General features: G+C 67.9%; 10 protein-coding genes and 1 tRNA gene. 6 read left to right on the top strand and 5 right to left on the bottom strand.

Translation table 11 applies throughout. The annotated features are described in order from the left end of the window. Nucleotides 1–15: 15 nt before the first annotated feature. Nucleotides 16–2,523 carry a serine/threonine-protein kinase gene (locus tag BSZ36_RS01655; RefSeq protein ID WP_094545425.1) on the bottom strand — a complete coding sequence of 836 codons (2,508 nt, stop codon included), beginning with the start codon at nucleotides 2,521–2,523 and terminating at the stop codon, nucleotides 16–18. Between the two features lie 4 nt (nucleotides 2,524–2,527). Next, a complete protein-coding gene (locus BSZ36_RS01650; RefSeq protein WP_094545424.1) occupies nucleotides 2,528–3,079 on the bottom strand; it encodes an ECF-type sigma factor in 552 nt (183 codons plus the stop codon). 276 nt (nucleotides 3,080–3,355) lie between these two features. Between BSZ36_RS01650 and BSZ36_RS01645 the strand changes: the two genes are divergently transcribed. Beyond that, complete coding sequence (locus BSZ36_RS01645) at nucleotides 3,356–4,408, top strand: YfaP family protein (protein ID WP_094545423.1); 1,053 nt, start codon at nucleotides 3,356–3,358, stop codon at nucleotides 4,406–4,408. 194 nt (nucleotides 4,409–4,602) lie between these two features. Here the strand turns inward: BSZ36_RS01645 and BSZ36_RS01640 are convergent. The 3 genes from BSZ36_RS01640 to BSZ36_RS18785 all read right to left on the bottom strand — a co-directional run bounded on the left by BSZ36_RS01640 (nucleotide 4,603) and on the right by BSZ36_RS18785 (nucleotide 13,219). Beyond that, nucleotides 4,603–4,675, bottom strand: a tRNA-Ala gene (locus BSZ36_RS01640). Between the two features lie 131 nt (nucleotides 4,676–4,806). After that, entirely contained in the window at nucleotides 4,807–9,201 is a 4,395-nt protein-coding gene (locus tag BSZ36_RS01635) for a M36 family metallopeptidase (RefSeq protein ID WP_179270966.1), read from the bottom strand. A gap of 400 nt (nucleotides 9,202–9,601) precedes the next feature. Continuing rightward, entirely contained in the window at nucleotides 9,602–13,219 is a 3,618-nt protein-coding gene (locus tag BSZ36_RS18785) for a M12 family metallo-peptidase (RefSeq protein WP_179270965.1), read from the bottom strand. 205 nt (nucleotides 13,220–13,424) lie between these two features. On the opposite strand from BSZ36_RS18785, the gene acnA reads away from it, so the two are divergent. The 5 genes from acnA (at nucleotide 13,425) to BSZ36_RS01605 (ending at nucleotide 25,397) form a co-directional block, all read left to right on the top strand. Continuing rightward, nucleotides 13,425–16,148: an aconitate hydratase AcnA gene (acnA, locus tag BSZ36_RS01625; RefSeq protein WP_094545421.1), complete on the top strand. Its 2,724-nt coding sequence runs from the start codon at nucleotides 13,425–13,427 to the stop codon at nucleotides 16,146–16,148. A 285-nt stretch (nucleotides 16,149–16,433) separates the two neighbouring features. Next, complete coding sequence (locus BSZ36_RS01620; RefSeq protein ID WP_179270964.1) at nucleotides 16,434–18,848, top strand: T9SS type A sorting domain-containing protein; 2,415 nt, start codon at nucleotides 16,434–16,436, stop codon at nucleotides 18,846–18,848. 994 nt (nucleotides 18,849–19,842) lie between these two features. Then, a complete protein-coding gene (locus BSZ36_RS01615; RefSeq protein WP_094545419.1) occupies nucleotides 19,843–22,311 on the top strand; it encodes a T9SS type A sorting domain-containing protein in 2,469 nt (822 codons plus the stop codon). Between the two features lie 233 nt (nucleotides 22,312–22,544). Next, nucleotides 22,545–23,840 carry an MFS transporter gene (locus BSZ36_RS01610; protein WP_094545418.1) on the top strand — a complete coding sequence of 432 codons (1,296 nt, stop codon included), beginning with the start codon at nucleotides 22,545–22,547 and terminating at the stop codon, nucleotides 23,838–23,840. Between the two features lie 258 nt (nucleotides 23,841–24,098). Further along, nucleotides 24,099–25,397 carry a GAF domain-containing sensor histidine kinase gene (locus BSZ36_RS01605; RefSeq protein ID WP_094545417.1) on the top strand — a complete coding sequence of 433 codons (1,299 nt, stop codon included), beginning with the start codon at nucleotides 24,099–24,101 and terminating at the stop codon, nucleotides 25,395–25,397. Nucleotides 25,398–25,419: the final 22 nt, after the last annotated feature.

Here is a 25,419-nt window from a genome sequence, read left to right as displayed (position 1 = left end):
GTCACAGCGGTCTCGTCAGGTTCGCCCGCCCAGCGATCGGAGCGCCCGCTCGGCCTCGCCGATAAACGGGTCCTCCCGCCACGCCGCCAGAAGCTCCGGCTCGAACGTGTCCATCACGTCGAACGCCTCGTTCAGCAATGCGCGCGCGCCCGGCCGCCCTTGCTTGTGCAAGGCCACCCCCGTCAGCAGCCGCGCCATCGCGTCGAGCTCGCCGAGGCGCGTGGCCTCTGGCGGGAGTTGCTCGCGGATGCGGAGCGCGATCCGCCCCGCGCGTTCGGTTCCTCGGTAGTCCCCCCGGTCCTTGCGCATCTGCGCGAGGCTGACGGCCATAGACATCCCCGTCGCCGTTTGGGCGCTGGGCAGCGCCTGCGCGATGGTAACCGTCGAGTCCAGATACGCCTCGGCTTCGGCGGTCTCGCCAGAGGTCTGGAGCAGCTGCCCCAGCAGGCCCATCGCCAAGAACCGCTCGTGGTGGTCCGGGCCGTACACGTCTCGCGCGATGGCGACGGCCCGGCGGGAGTACGGGATCGCGTCCTCCAGGCGCCCCACGGCCAGCAGGTGGTGAGCCGTCTGGGACATCGCGAGCGCGAGCGACGGGCCGCTCTTGCCCTCCGCGGCCTCGTAGTACGCCACCGACTCGATGGACGTGTCGATGGCCTCGTCGTACTGCTCGTTGTAATACTGGGCCCGCGCGAGCGAGGTCAGCGCCCGTCCCCGGTCAGTGGGGCCTGCCGACGCCCGGACCAGGCGCTCGGCGGTCTCGGCCCATTCCAGAGCCTCGCCGGGCTGCTGGAGGCCGCGATACGTCGCCGACGCCGTGAGCGCGATCTCGAACGCCAGCGACGAGTCAATCCGCGTTTCCAGACGGGCCAGGGAATCTGCCCGGAGCACGAGCGGCAACGCGCCGCGGTGGTCGCCCCGGAACCCGCGGTTGTACGCCAACCCTTCCAGGTTCAGCGCCCGGACGCTAGGTGCCACGTCCTCGCCCTTCAGCAGCTCGGCGGCGGCCAGCAGCAGGGAATCACCCCGCTCAAAGTCCCCGATGTCCAGATACGTCGATCCCAGAACCGTGAGCAGGTAGCCGCGGAGCGACGCGGGCTCGACCGTCCCGATCCGGTCCAGGCCGCGGTCCAGCGCCTCGCGGATCGTCACGTCGCCCCGTCCGGCCGCGGCCTCTGGCGTGGCCTCCCCGAACAGGTCCCGGAGCAACCGCGCCGCCTCGCCCGCCCGGTCCGCCGACGCGGTCGCTTCCGCGAACGCCTCGCGCTCGTTGCTCAGCGACACCAGCGCGCTTCCCAGCCCTACGGTGAGCGCCAGCACCGCCACCGCGGCTGCGGCCACGATGCCGCGGTTCCGCCTCGCGAACCGCCCTGCGACGTACGCCAGCGAATCGGGCCGGGCCTCCACGGGCCGGCCGTCGAGGTAGCGCGCGAGGTCGTCGGCGAGGTCGGCCGCGCTGGCATAGCGCCGCGCCGGGTCCGGGTGGAGCGCCTTGAGGCAGATCGTGTCCAAGTCCCCACGGAGCGCGCGCGATCTCGTGGACGCATCCGCCAGAGGCCCCTCCCCCGCCGTTTCCGTCACGATCCGCGACGGGCGCGTCGGCTCGGCCGTCGGGGGGCCGGTGGCGGCGCCGTCGCCGTGCGGGCGGCGGCCGGTGAGCAGCTCGTAGAGCAACGCCCCGAGGCCGTACACGTCAACCGCCGTCGTTACCGTCTTCCCCGGGTCGTAGAGTTCGGGGGCCGCGTACGCCGGGGTGAGCAACCGCATCCCCGTCTGCGTCAGCGGGAACGCGCCGCTCGCCTCGTCGGAGGCGTCCACCAGCTTCGCGATCCCGAAGTCGAGCACGACCGGCCGCGGCGTGCCGTCGTCCTGCGCGCTGACGAGGACGTTGGACGGCTTGAGATCGCGGTGGACCACAAAGCGCCGGTGCGCGTGATCGACGGCGAGCGCCACATCGGACACGAGCCGAACGCGCTCACGAACGCCGAGGCCTCTGGCGTCGGCGTAGTCCGTCACCGGCTCGCCCTCGATGAACTCCGTCACGAGGTAAGGAACGCCGTCGGAGGTCTCGCCGCCGTCTACCAGGCGGGCGATACCGGGGTGGTCCAGCGCGGCGAGGAGCTCGCGCTCGCGGCGGAGGCGGGCCGCCACGTCCGAGCCCGCGAGGGTCAGCGACCGCCGGACCACCTTGACGGCCACGGTTTTGTCATAGGCGCCGTCTGCACGGCGGGCGCGGTAGACCCGGCCCATGCCGCCCTCCCCCACCATCTCCTCAATCTCGTACGGCCCAACCCGGTGGCCTTCGTTCACGCCAGAGGCCGCATCTTCTTCCCCCAGCGACGCGACCGCGCCCTCGGGGTGGTCCAGCAAGGGATCGTCGGCAAGGGCGGCCTCCAGCATCCGCTCGATCTCTGCCCGGAGGTCGGGGTCGAGAGAGGCGAGGTGGGCCGCCCGCTCCTCGCCGTCGAGGTCTAGGGCGCGAGCGAGTTCGGCATCGAGGCGGGTCCAGTTCGTGGCGTCCATGGCATCAGCGGATCAGGGCGTGGAGGTGGGCTTTGGCGCGGGCCCACTCACGGGCAGCCGTGCGTGGGGAGATGCCGAGCGCTTCTGCGACCTCCGCGACCTCCATCCCCCCGAAAAAGCGAAGCTCGACCAAGTGAGCCAGGCGTTTATCGTGCGTCCCCAAGCGAGTCAGGGCCTCGTCAACGGCCAGGATCTGATCGGAGGGGGACTCCGCCGCACCTGCTACGTCCGCGTTGAGCGTGATGGCGCGCGCGTCGCCGCCTCGCTTGGCCGCGCTCCGCATCCGTGCCCGGTCGGTCAGGATCTGCCGCATCGCGCGCGCGGCGACGGCCTTGAAGTGGGACCTGTCCGCCCAATCTCCCCCGTCGATGAGCTTGAGGTACGCGTCGTGGACGAGGCCCGTCGCCGAAACCGTTACCACGCCTGGCTCCGCGTCGATCTTCGATTGCGCGAGCCGCCGGAGCTCGTCGTAGACCTGCTGAAAAAGAGCGTCCGATGCGCGCCCGTCTCCTTTTTGAGAGGCGCGGAGCAGCACGGTAGTTGGAGAAACAGACACGGCCCGGTGACAACAAACGGTCTCAAACTAGAGACGACGCAGGGTGAGAGAAGAAGGCGCCGGCAGATTTATCGGGGGTGCGTGGCAGTCGGTGGCGGCGGAATCCGCTTGTGGGTTGAGCTCCAACCAGCCGCATCCCTCATCTCGACACGCGCCCTTCCCCCGCGTCCCTCCAGGTGAAAGCGCAACGGGAGGAGCCTGCCAGAGCGCGCTCTGGCACCCCCTGCTGAGCCACCCCCGTGACCCAGCGCAACATCACCCCAACCACGTACTGCTATGCGCTTCTTCCCCACGGCCCTCTTCTTGGGCGCTCTTACCCTCTCCGCGTGCGCAGAGACGACCGACGCCCCCCCGGCAGACGACGCGGCCGTCGCCGCGGGCGAAACGCCCGTCGAAACGGTCGCCGATTCTGGACCCGCGTCGCTCGCTCGGACTCCCTGGGAGATGCACGCCGGTGAGGGCGCTCTCGCGCTGGCATCCAGCGCGTCCACGCCCGTCCCGGACCTGTTCACTCTCGCGTCCATTCCCGCCGAAGGCGACGGAGGCTGGGAGGCCGCCCCAAACCCCGAGGTGATCGGCTTCGGCAACGACCGGGCCTCACAGCTCTCGGGCTGCAACAACGAGGTGGACTACACCTACTTCCAGACGTACGTCGACATCCCGAGCAGCATGCAGATGTCGGCCTTCGCCATCGAGTTCGAAGGGATGGACGACGCCTCTCGCATCACGATCTTCAACTCCGACTACCCGGACGGCCACATCGTGGAGGGGAGCTACGTGCGCCGTGGCGCCGAAGGCACGGCGAACCTCGTCGACTACGTCAAGTCCGGCGAGCGCAACCGCGTCGTGGTGACCCAGGTCGACAACTGCCGCATCGGCAACCAGCTCGACGTAGCCCGCGTCGTCCTCGACGGCCAGGTTATCGAGACCGGCAACGACGGTACGATCACCGTTGACGGCACGGAGATCCGCACCGGCGACGTGCAGGTAACGCTGCAGTGGAACAAGGCCGTCGACCTCGACCTCTACGTCTCGGACCCCGCCGGCGACGAGGTCTCGTACCAGAACACCAGCGTGGCCTCTGGCGGCGAGTTGGACGTGGATGCGCGCCGGTCGTGCGCCGACACGCCCGAGACCGTCGAGAACATCATCTGGGCCGGCACCCCACCCACTGGCGAGTACAGCGTCAAGGTGAACTACTACAACGCCTGCGACGAGGGGCCAGTCGAGTACACGGCGACGCTGCGCCGCGGCGGCACCGTTGTCGAGGTCTGGGAGGAGACGGTCGCGTTTGGCCAGTCCAACACCCACACGTTCTCCGTCAACTGAGCCCGGCTCACGCCGTCTCAACCGCCGGCCGCCCTGCATCTGCTGGGGCGGCCGGTTTCATGTCTGCGGGGTTCGGTGCCTCTGGCGCGGGGTTCCTCCGCCAGAGGCCTCTGGCGCACGTGCGCTGAACGCCCCGTCCCATGCCAGAGCCCAAACGAAACGGCCGCCCCGCGGAGTGCGAGACGGCCGACGTGTGGAGCATAGCGGAGTCGAACCGCTGACCTCATCCATGCGAAGGATGCGCTCTACCAACTGAGCTAATGCCCCGGAACGCCCGCAGAATACAGCGCCGCCCCGGCAGGCGTCAACCGGCCGAGGCGGCGAGATCGTGAAGCCTCACGCGAGGCGTCGCAGCGGGGGCCTCTGGCGCGAACGGTACGCGCCAGAGGCCTCATGCGCTACCGCACGACGACCGCGCGCTGCGTCTCGACGCGGCCGCCAGAGGCGAGGCGGAGCACGTAGACGCCCGGCGCCATTGTGCCGGTCTGCCACGCGACCTCGTGGCGGCCGGCCTCCAGCTGGCCGTCGGCCAAACGGGCGACCTCGCGGCCTTGTACGTCGTAGATCGCGACCACCGTCGGGGCGGCCTCCTCCAGCGTGAACGTGACGCGCGCGACGCCCCGCGAGGGGTTCGGCGAGACCGGCGCGAGACCGAACGCGAAGCCTTCCGCGACCGCCTCTGGCGAGACGCCCGTCTTGACGGAGAGCACGAACCGCGTCACCGACGCCGAGGCGTCCGACGTGGCGACCTCTGGCGCCGATGCGCCGGTGAACCACTTGCGAGCCCGCGGCGCGGCCTCGAAGGCGTAGCTCTGTGCCCGACGGAGGTCGAGGGTCTCGCCCGTCACCACGTCGCGGAGCGTCACCTGCCAATCGGCCGGGAGGTCCGTCATCTGCGGCCACGTCAGCGTGAGCACCTCTTCTGCACCGACCGTCTCCAGCGCCAGAGGCACCTCGAACGAGGCGGGCGCGAGGGCGCGGGACTCGCTCGCCTTCAGCACGCGCTCGCCGTCCAACGTGGACTCTACGCCCAGCGAGACGTAGGAGGCCGCCAGAGGCTGCAGCTTCTGCGCGTCGTTGTCGTCCCAGCCGTCGGCGCCGTCGGCCTCAAAGGCGACCTCGGCGGAGCGGTCCAGGAGAACGCGGCCCGTTGCGGCGTCGCGGCCCTCCAACTCGAAGGCGATCACGCGCCGGAGTTCGGCCTCTGGCGAGGCCTTGGCTGCGGACGGCGTGACGGCTGCCGAGGCGGGGATCGTGAGCGTGCCGCCCTTGGCGACGGACTGCACAGCGAAGCCCTGCCACGCCTCCACACGCTGCGCGGCCGTGCCAGAGATCCACGTGCTCAGCACGGGGTCCCACACGAACGCGCGGCCCTTGGACGCGACGGACCCACCGCCCGGCCAACTCTTGATGTTCGTCAGGTCCAGCGGCGTGCCGAACGGGTTGCCGAGCACGTTGATGCGGTCGCCCACCGTGTGAAGCACGCGGGAGACGTCGGCGGTGTTGACCGCGCCGGGCGCCGTGAGCGTGACCGGGAAGGCCACCGCCGCGCTGCCGTTCGGCGTCGGTTCGGTCGGCACGAACGCCGAGTTCCAGAAGTACCAGAGGAAGGCCTGGCCGCTGGCGAACGTCTCGCCTGCGCCCGTCGAGGCCGTCCAGCCGTTGCGGTAGCCGTTGTACAACGTCGGCGAGGGCGTGCCGTCGAAGAACGTCGGGTAGTAGCCAGGGAGGCCCGCCACGAGGTTCATGGACGCGAGTTGCTCGATGGTCGTGTTGTTCGTCGGCGACGCCATGAGGTACCAGCCCGGCGAGCCGGTGATCGTCGCGCTACCGGCCGTTGCGCCGACGACGACCGTGACGGGCATCGTGACCGTGGAAGGCACGTTGGTCGTCAGGACGAGGTCCGCGGTGTAGGTCCCGGCCGGGAAGCCGGTCGCATCCACGTTCAGGTTCATCGTCGCCGAGCCGCCCACAGGGACGCTCACAAACTTCGACGAGAGCTTCATGATGCGCTCCGGCGCGCCATAGGCGAGCTGGAACTGCATGTCGCCTCCAGCATCCGCGATGGCGTTGGCAGGGTTGCCGTTCACCGTCGTGTACCGGGTACCGCCCGCGTACGGGTTCCGACTGTCGTACTGCAGTCCTGTCCGCCCCGAGGTCATGTCCAGGAACCACGTGTAGGTCTGGCCCTCAACGATCTCGACCGGAGCAGGCAGCGGGATGGTGAGAAGGAAAGCGCCGCTAGCGGGGTTCGTGTACGTGTACGAAGGCGACGCCAGAAGCGTCCCGCTCGTCCCCGTCCCGGCGTAGACGCGCATCGTGAAGCCCCACGTCTGGTTCGTGTTCAGCCCACTCGCGCTGATCACAGGAATGACGCTGTTGAGGAAGCCGGTGCAGGTCGCGGTAAAGCTCTGCCCTACCTCCAGCGCTCCTGAGATCGTGCTCATCCCAAGGTTGGCCGCGAGTTGCTCAAAGAGCTGTCCGCTCGCGCAGTCGGTGACCACCTTGGCGCTCGCGGGGACCTCACCGATGCGAGAAGCCGTCGGAACGACGAGCGGCTCCACGGCCAGTTCGGCCTCTGGCGCCAGAGGCTCGGCGCGGCGCACGGTGATTTCGCCAGAGGCCTTCATTCCGCCCTCGGGCACAAAGCTGGCAACGGCGCTGCTCGGGGGTCTGGGGTCCGACGGGACGAAGTTGCTCAGCGACGCCTGCACGTTGAGGTCGCCGGAGCCCGGAGCCGCGGTGTTGCGGATCACAATGGGCTTGCTGTCCCTCTGGCCCGTCTGCACGGAGAAGGAGAGCGAGCCTGGCGCGTAGACCATGCTCGGCGACGCCAGAGGCGCGTCGAAGGCCTCCACGTTGTCCACGTTGCTCGTGGTCACGCCCTGGCTGGCGCTGACGCCGAGGCCGCGGCGGGCGAAGGCCTTCCACAGCGTGGTGTAGTGACGGCCACGGCCGGGGTTGGTCGCGTCGGGGTAGAGCAACGCGTCGGCGGCGAGGATGGCGTCGCGGCTGCTCACGAAGCCGGGCGAGCAGGGCTGCATCTTGAGGCCCTGCGTGACCAGGTTCAGCATGATCTGGTTGCCTGCCGTGCCGCCGGCGTTGTAGACGTCGTCGCTGAAGCCGTGTTGGTCGATCAGGTCCCAGGTGGCCTCGTGGAGGATCGTTGCCCAGACGAAGCCTACCTGGTGGACGGCCGTCATCGTCTTGGTGCGGCCGTAGGTGTAGCTGTTGACCGCGAAGTCCGTGGAGTACGGCGCGAGGCGGATGCCGATGCCGTTGGGCCCCTGCGCGAAGAGGTACGTTCCGATGCCGCGCGCGGTGGTCCGCGTCTCGGTCGGCTTCATGGTGAAGAGGACGGCGTAGAAGTCGCTCCAACCCTCGCCCTGCTGCTCGGCGTTCTGGAGGCAGGTAGCGGCAGCGGGGCCGCCGGTGAGGCGGTTGGAGATGCCGTGCCCGTACTCGTGGATGACCACGCCGTTGTCGAACGAGCCGTCACGGTTGGGGCTCACGTCCACGCCCACGTACATCTGCATGCGGGGGCGGAACCCGTCCACGGGGGTGCTGAAGTTGGCGTTGTTGGTGCCGCCGCCGTCCTGACTCTCGGCCTGCACGTAGTCGCCCCCGGCACCAAGGCCGGAGTAGTTCGTCGTCTGGAAGTTGCCTGCGGCCTCGGTGAAACCGTACTGCACCATCACGTCATGGATGATGTTGTTCCAGTAGAAGAGGTTGATGACCGAGGCCGGGCGGTACGCGCTCGGGTTCTGCGTGAGGTCCAGCGCGGCGTCGAACACGAGGCCTGCGCCACCATCGGGCGAGCTTCCCGTGTCCGGAATGTTGTTGGCGTCGGTGTCGGTGTAGGCGTGGACGTTGTTGCCCTGCGTCGTCGTGAACAGGGCGCCAGAGGTGCCGGCGGCGTTGCGGCTGTCGTGCCAGCCGTTGGGGCTGGCGAGGAGGTTGAACGGGTTGGCGACAAGCGAGCGGCCGTCGGCCGGCGGTGCCGCTGTGCCGCCGTGGTGCGGGCTCTCCAGCGGGAACGGGTACACGCGGTAGCTGGAGGCCATCGCGCCAGAGGCGCCTTCGAGGAACGAGAGCGCGGACGGCGTCGAGAGCGGCGCGTAGCTCCGGGCCGCTGGCGCGTGCTCTGCGGGGCCGAACGCGTCGTGCACGACCAGGTCGTAGCGCGAGAGCTCGGCGCCGGTTTGAGCGTCCACGCGCACGAGCCAGAGGTGCTGCGTGTCGCGCGAGGGCAGCATCACCTCCCACGCGAGCCGGAGCCCGCCCTGCGGCACGCCGACGTACACCAGCCGCGCCGTCACGGGGTCCCCCGCGACGCTGGCCAGCTCCGTCCGGCGCTCCACGCCAGAGGCCGCTTTGGCAAAGGCGGTGGATGGCGTGGGCTCACCAACCAGGCTCGCCACGCGTGCCAGAGCCGCCTCTGGCGTCAGGCCTGCGCCTTTCGACGCGGACGTCGTCCCGGCGGCGACGTCGCCAGCGGCGTGGGCCACCCGCCCATCGCGGCCGACGGTGACGGTCACGATGGACTCTGCGATCTCGATCCCGTCCACTCGTTGCTGGACGTACACGTACGTGGCGCCGGTGCGCGGGTCCTCGTGCGCGCTCGCAACCGACAGGTCGGCGAGGTCGCCCGCCTTGAGGCCGAGCGCTCCCGCTTCGGCTCGGAGGTACGTGAGTGCCGTGCGGACGGCGTCCGAGGACGCAGCACGGTCCTGCGCGGAGGCAGGCGCGGCCAGCACGAGGGCTAGCAGAAGCACGGGCAAGGAGAGTCGCATGTGTTGGGGATCGGGTAGGGGTAGTCCGAGGAAAGGAGACGGGCGAACGCGCCTCTGTTGAAGCGCGCGATCGTACCGACGTTTTCCCACTCTGCCAATAGCCCGGCCTATCATTTTTTACCAGGCCAGACAAGTTTTTTTACACTCTAACCCAGAACACGGCAACCAAGGGTCTCATGCTCTGTGAGCGAAGCTGGCACCCGTTCGCTCCTACCCGCGCGAGGCCCATCCGCTGTTGTAGGCTCGCTCCCCCGCAATCCAACCGCGCGCCGCCGCTCGCCGTGGCCTCTGGCGCCTATCCCTGGTGACGTACAGAACGACAGGCGCCCCGCCTCCCAGATGGAAGCAGGGCGCTCGGGGCCTCTGGCGCCAGAGGCGGCTCGGACTGCTGCGGCTCGGACTACCGCACGACCGTCAGCCGCACCACCCGCACCGCCTCCCCGCTCTGCAGCCGCACCGCGTACACCCCCGCCGCCAGGCCGCCCACGTCGAACGACGCCACCTGCGGCCCGGCCGGGACCTCCCCGTCGGCGAGCGAGGCCACGCGGCGGCCGAGGAGGTCCACGACGTCGAGGCGGACCGGGCCGGCGGCGGGGAGGGCGTACCGGACAGTGGCGGCCCCGCGGGCGGGGTTCGGGACCGGGGCGTCGAGCGCGAGCGCACCCGAGGCCTCCAGAGACGACGAGGTCGCGAATGACGGCGTGACGGCCACGACGAACCGCACCGGCACCGCGTCCGCGCTCAGGGCCGAGCCTGCGGTGCGGCCTGGAACGCGAAGCCCAGCCTCTGGCGAGACCGCCCGCGGCGCCACTTCGAACGTGTAGCCATCCTCCGCACGGAGGTCAACGGTTGCGCCCGTCACCACGTCGCGCAGTTCTACGGCCCACTCCGTCGGGAGCCGGTCCAGCGTGGGCCATGCGAGCGTGAGCACGGTGCCGCTCCCGGCAGCGTCCACATGGAGCGGGACCTCGAAGGCGCCGTCCTTGGGAGAGCGGCCCTCGTGCCCGCGAAGCTCGGTCCCGCCAGAGGCCGTCTCGGCGCCGAAAGCGAGCGTGACGTACCGGGAGTCGATCGGCTCCAGCTCGGCGAGGTCAAATGCGTCATTGCCAGCGCTCGCAGCCTCGTCGAAGTAGAGGACGGCGCCGCGGTCCGCCAGAGGCTGGCCGCCGCGGGACTCCTCGGTGAGCTCGAAGGCGAGGAACGTCCGGTCGTCCTCTTTGACGAGGGTGCCGCCCGTCGTCCGCGCGCTCTCGGGGATCGTGAGCGTGCCGGCCGTCTTGCCGTAGGCGTAGAAGCCCTGCCACGCCGAGACCACCGGCGTCGTCGTCGAGTAGGTGTAGCCGTTCGTCCCCGAGTTGTAGATCGCGAAGACGGGCGTGAGCAGGTTGTTCTTGCCCACCCACGTGTTCGCCGTGGAGAGGTCTAGGCTCTGCCCGAACGGGTTGCCCAGCAGGTTCACCTTGCTGTTCTCCGCGTGCAACGTCACGTCGACGTCTTCGGTCGTCGGCGCCCGGTCCGTCGCGAGCGTGAACGGCAGCGCGTAGCTCGGGTTGGCCGCGCCACCCGGGCACTCGGCGTCGGTCGTGCAGTTGGCGTCGTAGAGGTACCACCAGAAGCCCTGGCCGGATTCCAGCACCTCGGCGCCGCCAGAGGCCGCGATGAAGTCCTGCCCGTCGAAGCCGGTGAAGATGTTTGGGAGGCTGCCCGTTGGGTTCTCAGGATCGTTGAACTCGTCGTAGCCCGGGATGCCGGAGAGCCGGTTGAGGCCACCGAGGTCGGCCACGGTCAGGCCTGGGGCCGCTGGCGCGAAGAGGCGCCACCCGGCGTCGCCGTCGATGGTGGCGGAGGCTGTGGCGCCGTCCACATAAAGCGTAATCGGGATGGTCACAGTCATCGCGTCCGGGTCGTTGGTGCTCAGCACAAGGTCGACCGAGTACGTGTCCGCAGCGAGGCCCGTCGCGTCCACGCGGATAGTGATCGTTGCGGAGCCGCCCTGTGCGATTGCGTCACTAGCGGGCGCAACGGACGCCCAGCGATCTGGGGCGCCGAATACCATCCGGTATGCCATGTCGCTGTTCGAGATAGCGCCACTCGAACCGGGCGCTCCGTCCGTTGACACATATGCTTGGCCTCCGGACTGCGGATTGTCTACGGAGTAGAGCGTAGCGGTCTGCCCAGCAGTGAGGTCCCAGAACCATGTGTACGTCTGGCCCTCCACGATCTGTATCGGTGTCGGGAAGTCAAACGCTAAGTACTCCAAGCCGCTTGCCGCGTTGACGTAGTCGGTCCGCGTCTTCTCTCCCAACACGGTCCCACCGGTCCCTTCCCCTTCGTAGACACGGAGCGTCGCACTCCACGTTTGCCCTGCCGAGTTCTCACCCGACATGTAGTTCGTTGGGGACACCCCCCTAAGCGTGCCGGAGCATGGGGCCGTAAAGCTCTGTCCGTACTCCGCCCCGCCGGAGACGACGTCTGCGAAGAAGCTGATGCTCGACTGCTCGAACACCTGACCCTCTGTGCAGTCCAACGCGCGGCTCTTCGAGGCCTCTGGCGGGTCACTCGTCAGGCTGTTCGAGCTGTAGTTCTGGAAGGCAGCCGTATAGGCGAGCGGGGAGGCCCCTGCAGCGGCGATGTTCTCCAACTGGAGGTCGAGCGTCGTCGCGCCGCCAGAGGCGAGGGAGACAGAGAAGGACCCAGGCGAGTACGCCAACTGCGGTGCGGTGGACTCGGCCCGGAACGCGGCGACCGTCCCACCACGCTCTTGGAGGACGCGGGAGTTGTCGCGGAGCACTGCGTCTCCGGTGGGGCCATCGGCCTCTGGCGCGGTCGTGTCGTCGTAGATCACGTCTGGATCGGACCAGAACGGCACTCTGGTGCACCCGGTGTTGGGCACGGTGGCGATGCATTCGTCGTTGTAGGCCATCACGGTACGCCAGCGGCCCGCCGTGTTCACGGACCCGTGCCCGTACGCATAGGGCGTCAGGGAAGGCTCCACGAACGGGTCGTGGAGCGCACCGAAGTTGTGGCCCAGTTCGTGAGCGAGCGTGAGGTTGCCGACGGCACAACTCGCGGCGCTGACACTGAAGGCGAACGCTGCGTTCGAGTTGACGTAGCCAACACCGCAGCCGCCAGCGCTTTCTCCGAGCATAGCCACCATATCACCGCCGAACGCGTCTCGTAGCCCGTGGACTTCGTCGAACCGCCCATCAGAAGGGTCGCGGAGATCCGCTAGATCATCCCCCGAGTTGGCCGATGAGGCGAAGGGGGTCTCGTACGCGTAAACGAGGCGCAACCGCAGGCTGAGCCCTGTGTTCGCGTAGGTCATGTTGGATGCGTCTATAGCCGCCTGTGCGAGAGCCTCCGGGTCGGCGTAAGCCGCAGTGATGTTTGTCGTGTACGGCATGATGACATCCACATTGGGCACCATCGAGACGCCAAGTTGCACGCTGCTGGCCTCTGGCGCCGGAGGGGTGCCGGGAGCTGGCGCGACGCGCTCGCGCTCCAGCCGCTCTTTTTCTTCCCGCTCGAACTCATCGTAGTCGTCACCATGGTCACGGAAGGCCTCTGGCGCCTTGCGCGAAACGGCGTGCAGGCCGCCGGTCAGCGGCCGGACATCATAGACGAACCCGCCGGCCCAGATGGTGCCGGTGATCATGCTGCCTCGCTCTACGAGAACAGCCGTTGCAGCATCTGGAGCGGCTTTGCCTGCTGTATCCTCCACACCGGACCAAGACAGCAATTCCGATGCGCGGCGCTCGGCCGAGCGCGTCTGCAACACGATATCGAGGCCGAGAACGGAGATCTGCACATCGCCAGAGGCCGCGAGAAGCGACGCATCGGCGCGTACGATCTCGACGGCCTGGACGCCAGGCTCGGCGCTCAGGATCTCGAAGATCTGGGACTGGCGTGGGGTGAGGTCTCCAGCCTTGGAAGCGGATGGAGCAAACAGCGCCGGCTGGGCTGCGGCAGACGAGGCCGCGGCGAGCAGCAGGACGGCGAGCAAGGGTCGGAGACGCATCAGGAACACGGGAGCGGTGGGGACACCCGCGTATCGGCGCGTGTCTACGATGGCTGAAGGCGAAGGGGAAGAATAGCAGGCGTGTGTACCCCCTCGTGGCACCTTGGGGCAAACCCACCCGCGTTTCACGCCTCTGGCGGGAGCAGCGCACGGCCTCCCGCGTATCCTATCTGCTCTATTCCGCATCCCCCGCCCCTCCCGACACATGGCTTCCGACCCCTTCGGCGCACGCGACACCCTACAGACCTCTGGCGGTGCCGTCACCATTTTCCGCCTCGACTCCCTTCGCGAGGAGTACCCCGGCATCGACCGGCTCCCGTTCTCGATCAAGGTGCTCTTGGAGAACGCGCTGCGGCAGGCCGCGATGCCTGGCCCGGTCGGCGAGGACGACATCCGCAACCTCGCGAGCTACGACCCGGCCAACCCCGCCGACGTCGAGATCCCGTACACGCCGGCCCGCGTGCTCCTGCAGGACTTTACTGGTGTGCCGGCCGTTGTTGACCTCGCGGCGCTGCGTAGCGCGATGGCGCGCAACGGCGGCGACCCGGAGGCGATTAACCCCCGCGTGCCCGTCGACCTCGTGATCGACCACTCGGTGCAGGTTGATTCCTTCGCGCTCCCGGCCGCGTTCCAGATCAACGCCGACATCGAGTTCGACCGCAACGCGGAGCGCTACGAGTTCCTCCGCTGGGGCGCCGACGCGTTCGAGAACTTCAGCGTGGTCCCGCCCGAGCGCGGGATCTGCCACCAGGTCAACCTAGAGTACATCGCGCAGGGCGTGTGGACCTCGCCCGGCGATGACGGCCTGCCGATCGCGTACCCGGACACGCTCGTCGGGACGGACAGCCACACGACGATGATCAACGGTCTCGGCGTGCTGGGCTGGGGTGTTGGCGGGATCGAGGCCGAGGCGGCCATGCTGGGACAGCCGATCTACATGCTCATGCCCGAGGTCGTCGGCTTCCGCCTGACGGGCTCGCTCCGCGAGGGCGTGACCGCGACGGACCTCACGCTCACGGTCACGCAGATGCTCCGCGAGCACGGCGTGGTGAGCAAGTTCGTGGAGTTCTTCGGCTCGGGCCTCTCGGCGATGAGCCTGCCGGACCGCGCGACGATCGCCAACATGGCGCCCGAGTACGGCGCCACGATGGGCTTCTTCCCCATCGACCAGGAGACCGTCGACTTCCTCAAGCGGACCAACCGCTCGCCAGAGGCCGTGGACTTGGTCGAGAAGTACACCAAGGCGCAGGGCCTCTTCCGCACGGACGACATGGAGGAGCCCCAGTTCGCGAGCGTTCTGGAGCTGGACCTCGGCGACGTGCAGCCGTCCATGTCCGGGCCGAAGCGCCCGCAGGACCGCATCACGCTGGGCGACGTGCAGCGCGAGTTCACCGAGAGCCTCACGCGTCCCGCCTCGCCGCAGGGCTTCGGGCTGGCGCCAGAGGCGCTGGGCAACACCGGCCGCTACACGGACGAGGCCGGGAACGACCTCGACATGAAGCACGGTGACGTCGCGATCGCAGCCATCACGAGCTGCACCAACACGTCCAACCCGAGCGTGATGCTGGGCGCGGGGCTTCTGGCGAAAAAGGCCGTCGAGCGCGGCCTGAAGGTCAAGCCCTACGTCAAGACCTCGCTGGCCCCCGGCTCGCGCGTGGTCACGGCGTACCTCCAGGAGGCCAATCTCCAGATCTACCTGGACCAGCTCGGCTTCAACCTCGTCGGCTACGGCTGCACCACGTGCATCGGCAACTCGGGCCCACTCCCGGAGCCTGTGGCCAAGGCCATTACCGAAGGCGACCTCATCGTCTCGGGCGTGCTGAGCGGCAACCGCAACTTCGAGGGCCGCATCCACTCGCTCGTCAAGGCCAACTACCTCGCGAGCCCGCCGCTCGTCGTGGCGTACGCCCTCGCGGGGACCGTGGACATCGACCTGCAGAACGACCCGCTGGGTCAGGATGAGCAGGGCAACGACGTCTACCTCAAGGACGTGTGGCCGTCGCAAGAGGAGATCTTGGACGCCATCAACACGGCCGTCAAGCCGGAGCAGTACGCCGAGCTCTACGAGGGCATCGAGACCAGCAACCCACGCTGGAACGACATCGAGATCTCGGGCGGCGCGGTCTACGACTGGCAGGACGACTCCACCTACATCCAGGAGCCGCCGTTCTTCCAAGACGTGACGCCAGAGGTCCCGGCCGTGCAGTCTATCTCGGGCGCGCGCGTGCTCGTCAAGGCCGGCCCGTCCACGACGACGGACCACATCTCGCCCGCAGGCGCGATCCCGAAGAGCGAGCCTGCCGGTCAGTACCTGCAGGATCACGGCGTCGAGCCCAAGGACTTCAACTCGTTCGGCTCCCGCCGCGGCAACGACCGCGTGATGACGCGCGGCACGTTCGCGAACATCCGCCTCCGCAACGGCATGGCGCCAGGAACGGAAGGCGGCCACAGCACCTACCTCCCAACGGGAGAGCAGGGCTACATGTACGACGTGGCGCAGCGCTACGCCGAGGACGGCACGCCGCTGATCGTCTTCGCGGGCCAGGACTACGGCATGGGCTCCTCTCGCGACTGGGCCGCCAAGGGCACGCTGCTGCTCGGCATCAAGGCCGTGATCGCGGAGAGCTTCGAGCGCATCCACCGCTCCAACCTCGTCGGGATGGGCGTGCTGCCGCTCACGTTCAAGAGCGGCGAGACGCTAGACACCTACGGCTTGGACGGGACGGAGACCTACGCCATCCCCGTAGATGACGACGTCACGCCGGGGCAGATGCTCACCATCACGGCCGAGAAGGCCTCTGGCGAGAGCGTGGAGTTCGAGGTCCGCGTGGCGCTCAACACGCCCGTCGAGGTGGAGTACTACCGCCACGGTGGGATTCTGAACTACGTGCTGCGGGACTTCCTCAACACGTCGATGCAGCCGGCCTAGCCACTGGCGCCAGAGGCCTCGGCCTCTCGCTTTCTACCGCCTCTGGTGCTTCGGCGCCAGAGGCGGTTTGCGTTGGCAATCTCAAGGAAGCAGTATGCGAAAGCATCTTCACATCTACAGTATTAAGGGACGAACACCAGAAGCCGATACTCGGGGGAACTCCCCACCATAGGCTTCTTCCTGATGAGACCTTTCCTCACCCTCACCGCTTTCCTTTTGGTTGCTAGCGGCGCACTCGCTCAGACCAGCTCTCCGGCTACCAAGGCGGCAGGCCCTGTGCCGGGGATGTTTACCTACACCGGACAGGACGCGCCGGTCACGGAAACCTACGCGCTCGACCCCAATGGGCAGGCTAAGGCAGCGCAGACGCTGTTTCTCAACGACCTCGACCCGGAGACAATCTCCTTTTTCGACTTCGAGGACGAGACCCCAAACTCGACGGACGCAACGCCTGGCCGTTCGGCAACGGCGGGCCTCACGCTGAACGCGACCGCGCGTTTCAACGCATACGGAGACAATGGGCAGATCCCCGCCCTCGTGAGGGGCCGCAACGGTGCCATAGTTCGGCTGAACACCAGCACGAACCGTATCGGTACGTTCGCGACCAGCGGAAACCAGTACCTCTACGCTGTGGGCTACGACGGGAGCAACCCGAGTGTACCCGCTTCGATCCCAGACGGGACGACGCAGACAGCGCTCGCACTGGAGTACGCTCCCGGCAGCGCTGAAGCCGGGCGTATGGCTAAGCCGTTCTCCGCCTTCGGCGCGTACGTCAACGACACCGAGGCATACGGGACCATCCGCCTCACGCTCACGCCGCTCGGCGGCGCGACGGCGCAGGATCCTCTTGTAATCGTCGACTACGACGGGATCATCAACCAGGGCAACACGGGCCTTACGCCCGGCAACTCTCAGGTGACTTTTATCGGCTTCGCCGACTTCGACAGCCAGTATGAGCGGATCGACATCTCCTTCACGAACCGGAAGGCGCCCGCGCCGGGCCGAGTGGTGGAGGACAACGAGGCTTTCGGCTTCGACGACTTCGTCGTTGGAGAGCTCAACCAAGTTTTCGTCCCCAACGAGGTGATCGAGACCCGGCGCGTGCTGGACCAGGTGGACGAGCCCGGATGGCGGCTCCTCTCCGCACCCGTGCGCGGCGTGACGGTAGCAGACCTGGCCGCTCAGAACCTCGTCCAGGGCGTACCCGCGGGCGATGGAACCCCCGCGCAGTACCCTGAGGCGGGCTCCAACTTCTACTGGGAGTACGGCGGCGGCACGCGCTGGGACTACATCCCCGTGCCCTCCACCTCCACCGTTCTACGGCCTGGCCGCGGCTTCTGGTGGTACTGGTACGACCTCGAGCTCACGCCAGATCCCACTGGAGCAGGCGGCGGTACGAGCGCGAGCGTGGAGTTGGACAACTTCCAACTCATGGGCAACGGCCCAGCGCTCCGCGGCACGTTCTCGGAGTCCTTTGACGACAACACGGACTGCGCGTCCAACGCGGCTATTTGCCCTTTGGGGCGCGAGCGCAACGGCGCCCCCCCTCCTTCTGTAGAGCTCCCCACGGGCACCCAGACGCCCCGGGAGAACTTCACGCCTGCGGACGACGACTACTACATGGTCGGCAACCCCTTCCCGTTCCCTATGGACTTCTCCGCCATTACCGCCACGGGCGGCACGCTGGCGGCCCAGGGGGTGATCTGGAACCCGGACACGCAGTCCGAAACGTTCCCGCGCACCGGCGAGGACATCGCGTTCGACGGGCCGGGCTCCTACGAGATGGTCTTTGCGGACCCGCCCACTGGAGAGCAAGGCGCCGTGGCGGTCTGGAACGGCATCCTCGTGGAGGTGGCCAAAAACCCCGTAGCGGGTGACATTCTGGGCGAGCCGGTCGTGTTCACGTTCGACCCTGTAGTGGCCGCAACGGAGGAGCAGCCGCTGTTCCACGGCAAAGACGGCACGCCAGAGGCGAGCGCCGAAGCGTACATCCGCTTCGGACTCTTCGGCGAGACGCTCTCTGGCGCGAAAACGCGCGACGAGATCGCGTATCTCCGCTTTACCGAGGGCGCCACGTTTGGATGGGACCCCACGGACGCCTCCAAGCCCGCATGGCCCGGCGGCCCCGTCGGCTTGGTGGCCTTGGAGGGGTACCGCGATGGTGCACCTGCCGCGCACGCTGTGATGGCGTTGCCGCCACGGGCGGCCTCGCGCCGGACGCCGTTAAGCCTGAAGCTATCCGAGCCTGGCACCTACGAGCTCGTATGGCGCTCAGAGGGTCTCGGCGGCAACCTTTACGACCTCATTACTGGTGAGGCAGTCTGGCTCTCCGCCGGGCGTTATACCTTTACCTCTGATGGAACTGGCGAGGAATGGGAGCGGCGATTCATCCTGAGAACCGCGGCGCGCTCTAACCAGAGCTACAGCAAGGAGGAAGCGGGGGCGGAAGAGGCATACGTCGGTATGCCGAGCCCGAACCCGACGCGCGGTGCGTTCACCCTCGACGTGCAAACCGAAGGGGAAGCAACGGTCTCCGTCTTCGACGCGCTCGGCCGCCGAGTCTCCGAGATGACGCTCCGTGACTCCGAAGCCGGACAAAGCGTCCGCGTCTCCACCGATGGGTTCGCCCCGGGCGCGTACCTCGTCGTCGTGGAGGCACCGGACGTGCGGGAAACCCGCCGCGTGACGGTCCTTCGCTAGACCGGATCGACCGGGGGCCTCACGCGAGGCTTCTGGCGAGACGCCCCCGCCGCCTCTGGTGCCCCGGCACCAGAGGCGGCGTTGCGTTTAGGCCTCTGGCGCGGTGCCTCTAGCCCGCGGGCATGAGCGCGGCCTCGCCAGCGCAGCACGCAAAGCGAGAGCGGCTCGCGTCGAGTTCCCACCGGGGGGAGCCTGTCTGAGTCCAGGCCTACCGCACAGATTGGTTCCAGCGCCAGAGGCCTTGGACAGGCTTATCGGCGACACGCAGGGACAGACGGCAAACGCCCCCGTACCACGCTGGGCTCACACATATGCCGCAGCGTTGGGCTGGGTAGTGCCGAAGGGGGCGCCCTCCAAGGGATGCGCCCGTCAGCCACCCCTCTAGGTCAGGTTCGAGGGTGGTTACAGGCCGAACCCCTGATCGTAGGCAGAGCGGGCCCTCCAGGCGGTCCAGCCCAGGCAAAAGAGGGGCGCAAGCAGGGGGGAGTTGGGGCACCTCTGGCGAGGCCCGATGAGCACGAAAGCGCTCTAGGGGAAGAGCGCTACAGGCGCCGGGGACCCCTCCTGCCCAAAATGTGCCATACGTGAAATTCGCGTGTACGAATCCGGGTTCCGACACGCGGGCCCAACGAACGGGACGAACAATGGGCCATATCTCTGAACGAGACAAAGCAGCACCCCATACTGGGACAACAGCGCTTCGCATCTACACACATATCCGCACCTCCCGCTACGCCTTATTAGACCCAGTCCATTCCGATCTCTACCCCGCTTTGGGCGAGCCGGCGCCGGATCGCCCAGTGCCTTTGATCTCAACACTGCCTAACGACTACATCCTCCTGCGGCCATGCAGCCAGACTCAGCGCATCGGCTGGCATCCTTGGCCTCACCTTTTCGATGCTGCACATAGATCCACCGATGTAGACAACTGAGCCCCACTATTCAGGCTGATCCATTCTTGCTCGCGCCCGAGCCACCCCTTCCCCATCCCGTCATGAGATTCTTTACCACGTACGTCATCGCGTGCTTTGTAGCGGCTAGCGCCTTCGCGCAAGACGCCCCTCCCGTTCAGTACTTCGGACAGGACAGCCCTCTTTTTCCCAGCTACGAACTCCAACCCAACGGCGGAGCTGTCACCGCTCGGAACGCGTTTGTCGAAAGCCTCGCAGACAGAACGGTGGGGAGCCACGGCTTCGAATCTGACACCCCCCACTTTATCAACAACCTTCCGTCCCGGGTGGCCTCGGCGCTGTTCCAGACCGCCACGATGGCTCGCTTTCCAGCGTACGGCGACGGTGGAGAAATCCCTGTTGTAGTCAAGGCTCGCAACCGGGGAATTATCGAGCTAGACGCGAACCTAGGACTGATCTCGCACCTCCTCGGAGCATGGCCCACGGGCGGTAACAAGTACCTCTTCGCCGCCGGCTATGACTACAGCATCCTCGACGTGGTGAACGAGATCTTTCACGGCACGACCCACGGCGCGGTGCGGCTCGAGTACGCTCCAGGCCAAGTCTCTGCGGGCAAGGTTGCAAAGCCGATCTCGGCGTTCGGGACGTACGTCACGGACATCGAGGGCTACGAGACCATCCGGCTGACGCTGACGCCCCTCGGTGGAGGCGCACCAGTGGTCCTGGACTATGGCGAGGTAACCAACCTAGGCGTGATCGAGTTGTCCCCTGGAAACGGTCAGGTCGCCTTTATCGGATTCACAGATCACGACAGTCAGTACGAGGCGATCGAAATCAGCTTCACGGACCGCCGCGTACTCGGTCTTCCCATCGGCAGCACCGTCGTAGACAACGAGACGTTCGGGTTCGATGACTTCATCATCGGTGAGATCAACCAGGTCCAAGGCCCAGAGATCACGGGCGCAACGCCTCCTGTTCTCAGCGAGCCCGGATGGCGTCTCTTGAGCGCTCCCGTTCAAGGGGTGACCGTGGACGACCTCGCGCAGCAGAACGTTGTACTCGGAGTCCCCGATGGCGACGGCGTGGAACAGGCGCAGTACCCCAACCTGGGCTACAACCTCTACTCGGGGTACCAAGGCGGCGCACGCTGGGACTACGTCCCGGCCCCGACGACAGGCACAGTCCTCCGCCCCGGACGCGGCTTCTGGTGGTACTGGTACGACCAGGCCTTTACGCCCAATGACCCCGCCTTCGGTCCTGGCACGAGTGTCAGCGTTGAGTTGGACGGGTTCCAGCTCTCGGCAACGGGCACGGAAATCTCCGACGCCTTTAGCGAGACGTTCGAGGACAACACGAACTGCGCCTCAGACCAGGAGACGTGCACGCCCCCATTTACGACGCCGAATGCGGACCCGACAACAGTGGGCGCGCCCGAAGGGAGCATCGCGCCAGACGACGACGATTTCTACCTGTTTGGCAACCCGTTCCCATACCCGATGGACTACTCCGCGATGTCCGTGACCGGCGGCACGCTGGCAGCCCAGGGGTTCATCTGGAACCCCGGCAATCCCGGTGGCCTCAATCCACGGACGGGTGACGTGCCCGAACTGGATGGCCCGGGCACGTACGAGATCGTGTTCGACACTCCCCCGCCCTCCGACCCAAACGATCCCACGCCGCAAGGGGCGGTATCCATCTGGAACGGCGTTCTGGTGGAGGTAACGAAAACGGCGGGTGAGGTCGGTGATCCCGTGACGGTGACCTACGATCCAGTCCTTGCGGCCACGCCAGAGGTCCCGCCGTTCCATGGCAAGACCGCCGCACCAGAGGCGTACGCCCGCTTCGGGCTCTTCGGCGAGACGGCCTCTGGCGCTAAGACCCGCGACGAGGCCACCTACATCCGGTTCCTGCGAGACGCGACGCTGGGTTGGGACCGCACGGATGCGTCCAAGCCCTCGTGGCCATCGGGGCCGGTGGGCCTGATCGCGCCGATGGGTGAGCGGGATGGCGAGCCGATGGCGCAGGCCGTCATGGCGCTGCCGGAAGGCGCGGCGGGCTCCTCCGTTCCGCTCTCGGTCCAGCTCACCGAGGCCGGAGAGTACACGCTCGTCTGGCGCAGCATGCGCTTGAGCGGGACGCTTGTAGACATCGAGACCGGGGCGCAGGTGGACCTCGCGAGCACAGAGGGCTACACGTTTACCGCCCAAGCGACAGGTGAGGACTGGGTCCCACGCTTCGTGCTGACCGCTGCCGTCACCGCGGTCGTGGACACCGAGCAGACGCCAGAGGCCTCTGGCGCGTACGTCGGCGCCCCGATGCCGAACCCCGCCGCCGGCGCCTTCGCCCTCGACGTCCGCCTCGGCGCCGCCGCCGAGGCCACCGTCTCCGTCTACGACGCGCTCGGTCGCCGTGTCGCCGAGCAGGCCGTCCGCCTCTCCGCCTCTGGCGAGAGCGTCCGCGTCTCCACCGCCGGATTCGCCCCAGGCGCGTACCTCGTCGTCGTGGAGGCGCCGGGCGTGCGGGAGACCCGCCGCGTGACGGTCCTCCGGTAGGCCGCTCAGCCAGCGGGCCTCCCCGGAGGCCTCTGGCGAGACGCCCCCCGCCGCCTCTGGTTGCTTCGGCGCCAGAGGCGGCGTTGCGTTCGGGCCTCTGGCGTTGAGGCCGGTGCGCTTTGCGTTGCAGCGCCAGAGGCGGATGCCTGCCCCTCGCTTCTCCCCTCGCGCCAGCGGCGTGTTGGCCGCACCTCCACGCGACTGGCGGAGCGGGCGGGCTAGGTTCGCCAGCTATGCGAGACCCTGCCTCCTCCTCGATCCCGCCACAGGCCGACGGCGTGATCCGCCGCACGCCGTTCTTTTTCGGCTGGGCCGTGACGGGCGCGGCGGCGCTCGCGATGGGGATGACGCTGCCGGGACAGACCGCGGGCGTCTCGCTCTTTATCGACGCGTTTATCGCCGATCTCGGCGTGTCCCGGTCGGCAGTCTCCCTCGCGTACACCGGCGCAACGGTCGCGGCGGCGTTCGTACTGCCGTGGACGGGTAAGGCCCTGGACCGCTGGGGGCCGCAGCGCGGGATGATCGTGATCGCGGTGCTTCTGGCGCTCGCGTGTGTGGGCATGGGCCAGGTGCAGGGCTTTACAACGCTCGCGGTTGGCTTTTTCCTGATGCGAACGCTGGGCCAGGGCGCGCTCAGCCTCTCGGCCGTCCATGCCGTCAACCTGTGGTTCGTACGGCGGCGCGGGTTCTCCGTCGGCCTGATGGGGATCGGGATGGCGGTCGCGCTTTCGGTGGTGCCGCCGCTGATCGAGCGCGGCATCGCGAGCGTGGGCTGGCGCGCGACGTACGGGTGGCTCGGCGTCGCGGTCGCCGCGCTCGTGATCCCCGCCGCCCTTCTCTTCGTGCGGCGCCATCCCGAGCGCTACGGCCTCCGCCCTGATGGCGACGCGCCGATGGCCTCTGGCGAGGCCGAAACGCCAGAGGCGTCGATGAGCCTTCCCGAAGCGCGGGGGACGGCCGCGTTCTGGGTGCTCCTGGCAGGCATCGCGACGACGAGTTGCCTGGGCACGGCGCTCCTGTTCCACCACGTAGACGTGATGGCGAGCGCGGGGCTGGACCGGGCGTCCGCGGCGCTGCTGTTCGTGCCCTACGGGGTCGTGACGGCGCTGTCCAGCCTTCTTGGCGGCGGCCTCGTGGACCGCTTCGGACCCGGGCGCGTGATGGCGGCCTCGCTCGCGTTCTTCGCCGCGATGATGGCGCTCGTGCCGTGGGTGACCTCGCCAGAGGCCGTCTGGGTGTACGGCGCGGCCTTCGGCGTGAGTCAGGGCGTGATGGGCAACGTGAGCGGGAGCGGCTTCGCGGCCTATTTCGGCCGCGCGCACATCGGCGCGATCAAGGGCTACGCCGGCACAGCGTTCGTCGCCGCCACGGCCCTCGGCCCGCCGCTTTTGGCCGTTGGCGCCGAGACCTCTGGCGGCTACACGCAAGCGCTCTGGGTGCTCGCGGTGATCCCCCTCGGCGTGGCGTTTCTCGCCGCGCGGGTGCTCTCGGTCGCCGATGGGATTTCGCTGCGGACGCGGGAAGCCTGACCTTGAGAAGCGCCTCTGGCGCCAGAGGCGGTGAGCGGGCACACGGTGATTCCCGCGTGGATGATGCATGCGAGAACGTGCCCTTCTTTCGACCTCTTCAGCGCACGAAAGCCCTCCTGCTCTCTGCACACCGACACAACCAGGGTGCGGATTATATATAGGCAGATCCGTTGTCGCTTCAGCGCGGGATAATTGGACCCGATTGTGCGCAGTTAGGCGGCGTGCAGCACTCTACTATCGAGCCCTTCCCTAGCCCTGATGAACGATCACACCTCCTGGTCCGGTGCCCCCGTAACCTCCGTCGACGCCTGTCTTCCCGCCCTCGTCCCGTCCGCGCACCCCGTCCCGGAACGGACGGCAGAAAGCGCGCGGCTGAAGCAGCTGCTCAGCATCAACCTCGCGCTCAACACCTTCGGCGATACGGCGCAACTTCTGGACGTGATTACCAACACGGTCACCGGAGTCGCCGACTGCGACGCGGCGTCGATCCTGCTCTTCGACGAGCGCTCCAACTCGCTCTGCTTCGAGGCCGCCAGCGGCGAGGTCGGCGCGTCGCTAGTCGGTACCACCGTGCCGATGAACGGGAGCTTGGCGGGCGAGATCTTTCGCGAGGGCCGCCCGCTGTACTCCGCCGATGTCCAGAGCGACGAGCGGCACTTCCGCGCCGCTGACGAAACGACCGGCTTCGTCACTGAGGCGCTTCTCGGCGTGCCGATGCACATCGACGGGCAGCCGGTCGGGGTGATCGAGGTGCTCAACTCCCGGCATGGTGGCTTCGACATGGGGGATGTAGAGGCGCTGCAGATCGTCGCGGCGCAAGCGGCCATCGCCATCCGTGATGCGCGCCACGCCCGCGCGCTCGTCGAGCTCAACGAGCGTCTCGCGGAGGTGGACCGCCTGAAAATGAACTTCCTCGCGATCACCTCGCACGAGCTGCGCACCCCGCTGACATCCGTCCGGGGGTTCGGGCAGATCCTCGCCGACGAAGTCGAAGGGCACCTCCGCCAATACGCCGACGCCATCGTCCGGGCGGGGTACCGCATGACGGACGTTGTTCAGACCCTCGACGTGATGGCAACGCTTGAGGGCGAGATCGGCGCTCATCCGTCGCGCCGCGTCGATGTGAGCACGATCCTAGAGGAGGCCATCCGTGGCCTGGCGCAGCGGAAAAACGAGATCCAGGTGAGCTTCCCACACGGCCTCACGGTCGCAGGCGATGGGCTCCGGCTTCGGCTCGTGTTTAGCAACCTGCTCAAGAACGCCGTCCGGTTCTCCCCCGCCGGCGCGCCGGTCCGCGTCAAAGGCTCTGTGGAAGGGGAAACGTTGCACGTCCGCGTCACGGACGAGGGCTGCGGCCTCGCACGCCACAACCTGGAGCGGATCTTCGAGGGCTACGTGCAGCTACAGGACCCCGACCGCCGCGACCACGAGGGCCTCGGCGTCGGCCTGACCGTCGCGCGCGCGGTGGCGGTCCGCCACGGTGGCCAGCTGTGGGCCGAAAGCGACGGCCCCGGTTGCGGCTCCACGTTCCACCTCGTGCTGCCGCTCCTGCTATAACCGGTCCGGCCTCTGGCGCCAG

The sequence above is a fragment of the Rubricoccus marinus genome (assembly GCF_002257665.1).
Classification (GTDB): Bacteria; Bacteroidota; Rhodothermia; order Rhodothermales; family Rubricoccaceae; genus Rubricoccus; species Rubricoccus marinus.
The sequence above is the reverse complement of the archived record's forward strand: the minus strand, read 5'-3'. Positions and strand labels throughout refer to the sequence as shown.

What these genes read in the sequence shown, in the direction of transcription:
- BSZ36_RS18785 (WP_179270965.1), bottom strand. Translation starts at nt 13,219, where the DNA reads ATGCGTCTCCGACCCTTGCTCGCCGTCCTGCTGCTCGCCGCGGCCTCG.
- BSZ36_RS01655 (WP_094545425.1), bottom strand. Translation starts at nt 2,523, where the DNA reads ATGGACGCCACGAACTGGACCCGCCTCGATGCCGAACTCGCTCGCGCC.
- BSZ36_RS01615 (WP_094545419.1), top strand. Translation starts at nt 19,843, where the DNA reads ATGAGATTCTTTACCACGTACGTCATCGCGTGCTTTGTAGCGGCTAGC.
- BSZ36_RS01645 (WP_094545423.1), top strand. Translation starts at nt 3,356, where the DNA reads ATGCGCTTCTTCCCCACGGCCCTCTTCTTGGGCGCTCTTACCCTCTCC.
- BSZ36_RS01620 (WP_179270964.1), top strand. Translation starts at nt 16,434, where the DNA reads ATGTTTACCTACACCGGACAGGACGCGCCGGTCACGGAAACCTACGCG.
- acnA (WP_094545421.1), top strand. Translation starts at nt 13,425, where the DNA reads ATGGCTTCCGACCCCTTCGGCGCACGCGACACCCTACAGACCTCTGGC.
- BSZ36_RS01635 (WP_179270966.1), bottom strand. Translation starts at nt 9,201, where the DNA reads ATGCGACTCTCCTTGCCCGTGCTTCTGCTAGCCCTCGTGCTGGCCGCG.
- BSZ36_RS01610 (WP_094545418.1), top strand. Translation starts at nt 22,545, where the DNA reads ATGCGAGACCCTGCCTCCTCCTCGATCCCGCCACAGGCCGACGGCGTG.
- BSZ36_RS01605 (WP_094545417.1), top strand. Translation starts at nt 24,099, where the DNA reads ATGAACGATCACACCTCCTGGTCCGGTGCCCCCGTAACCTCCGTCGAC.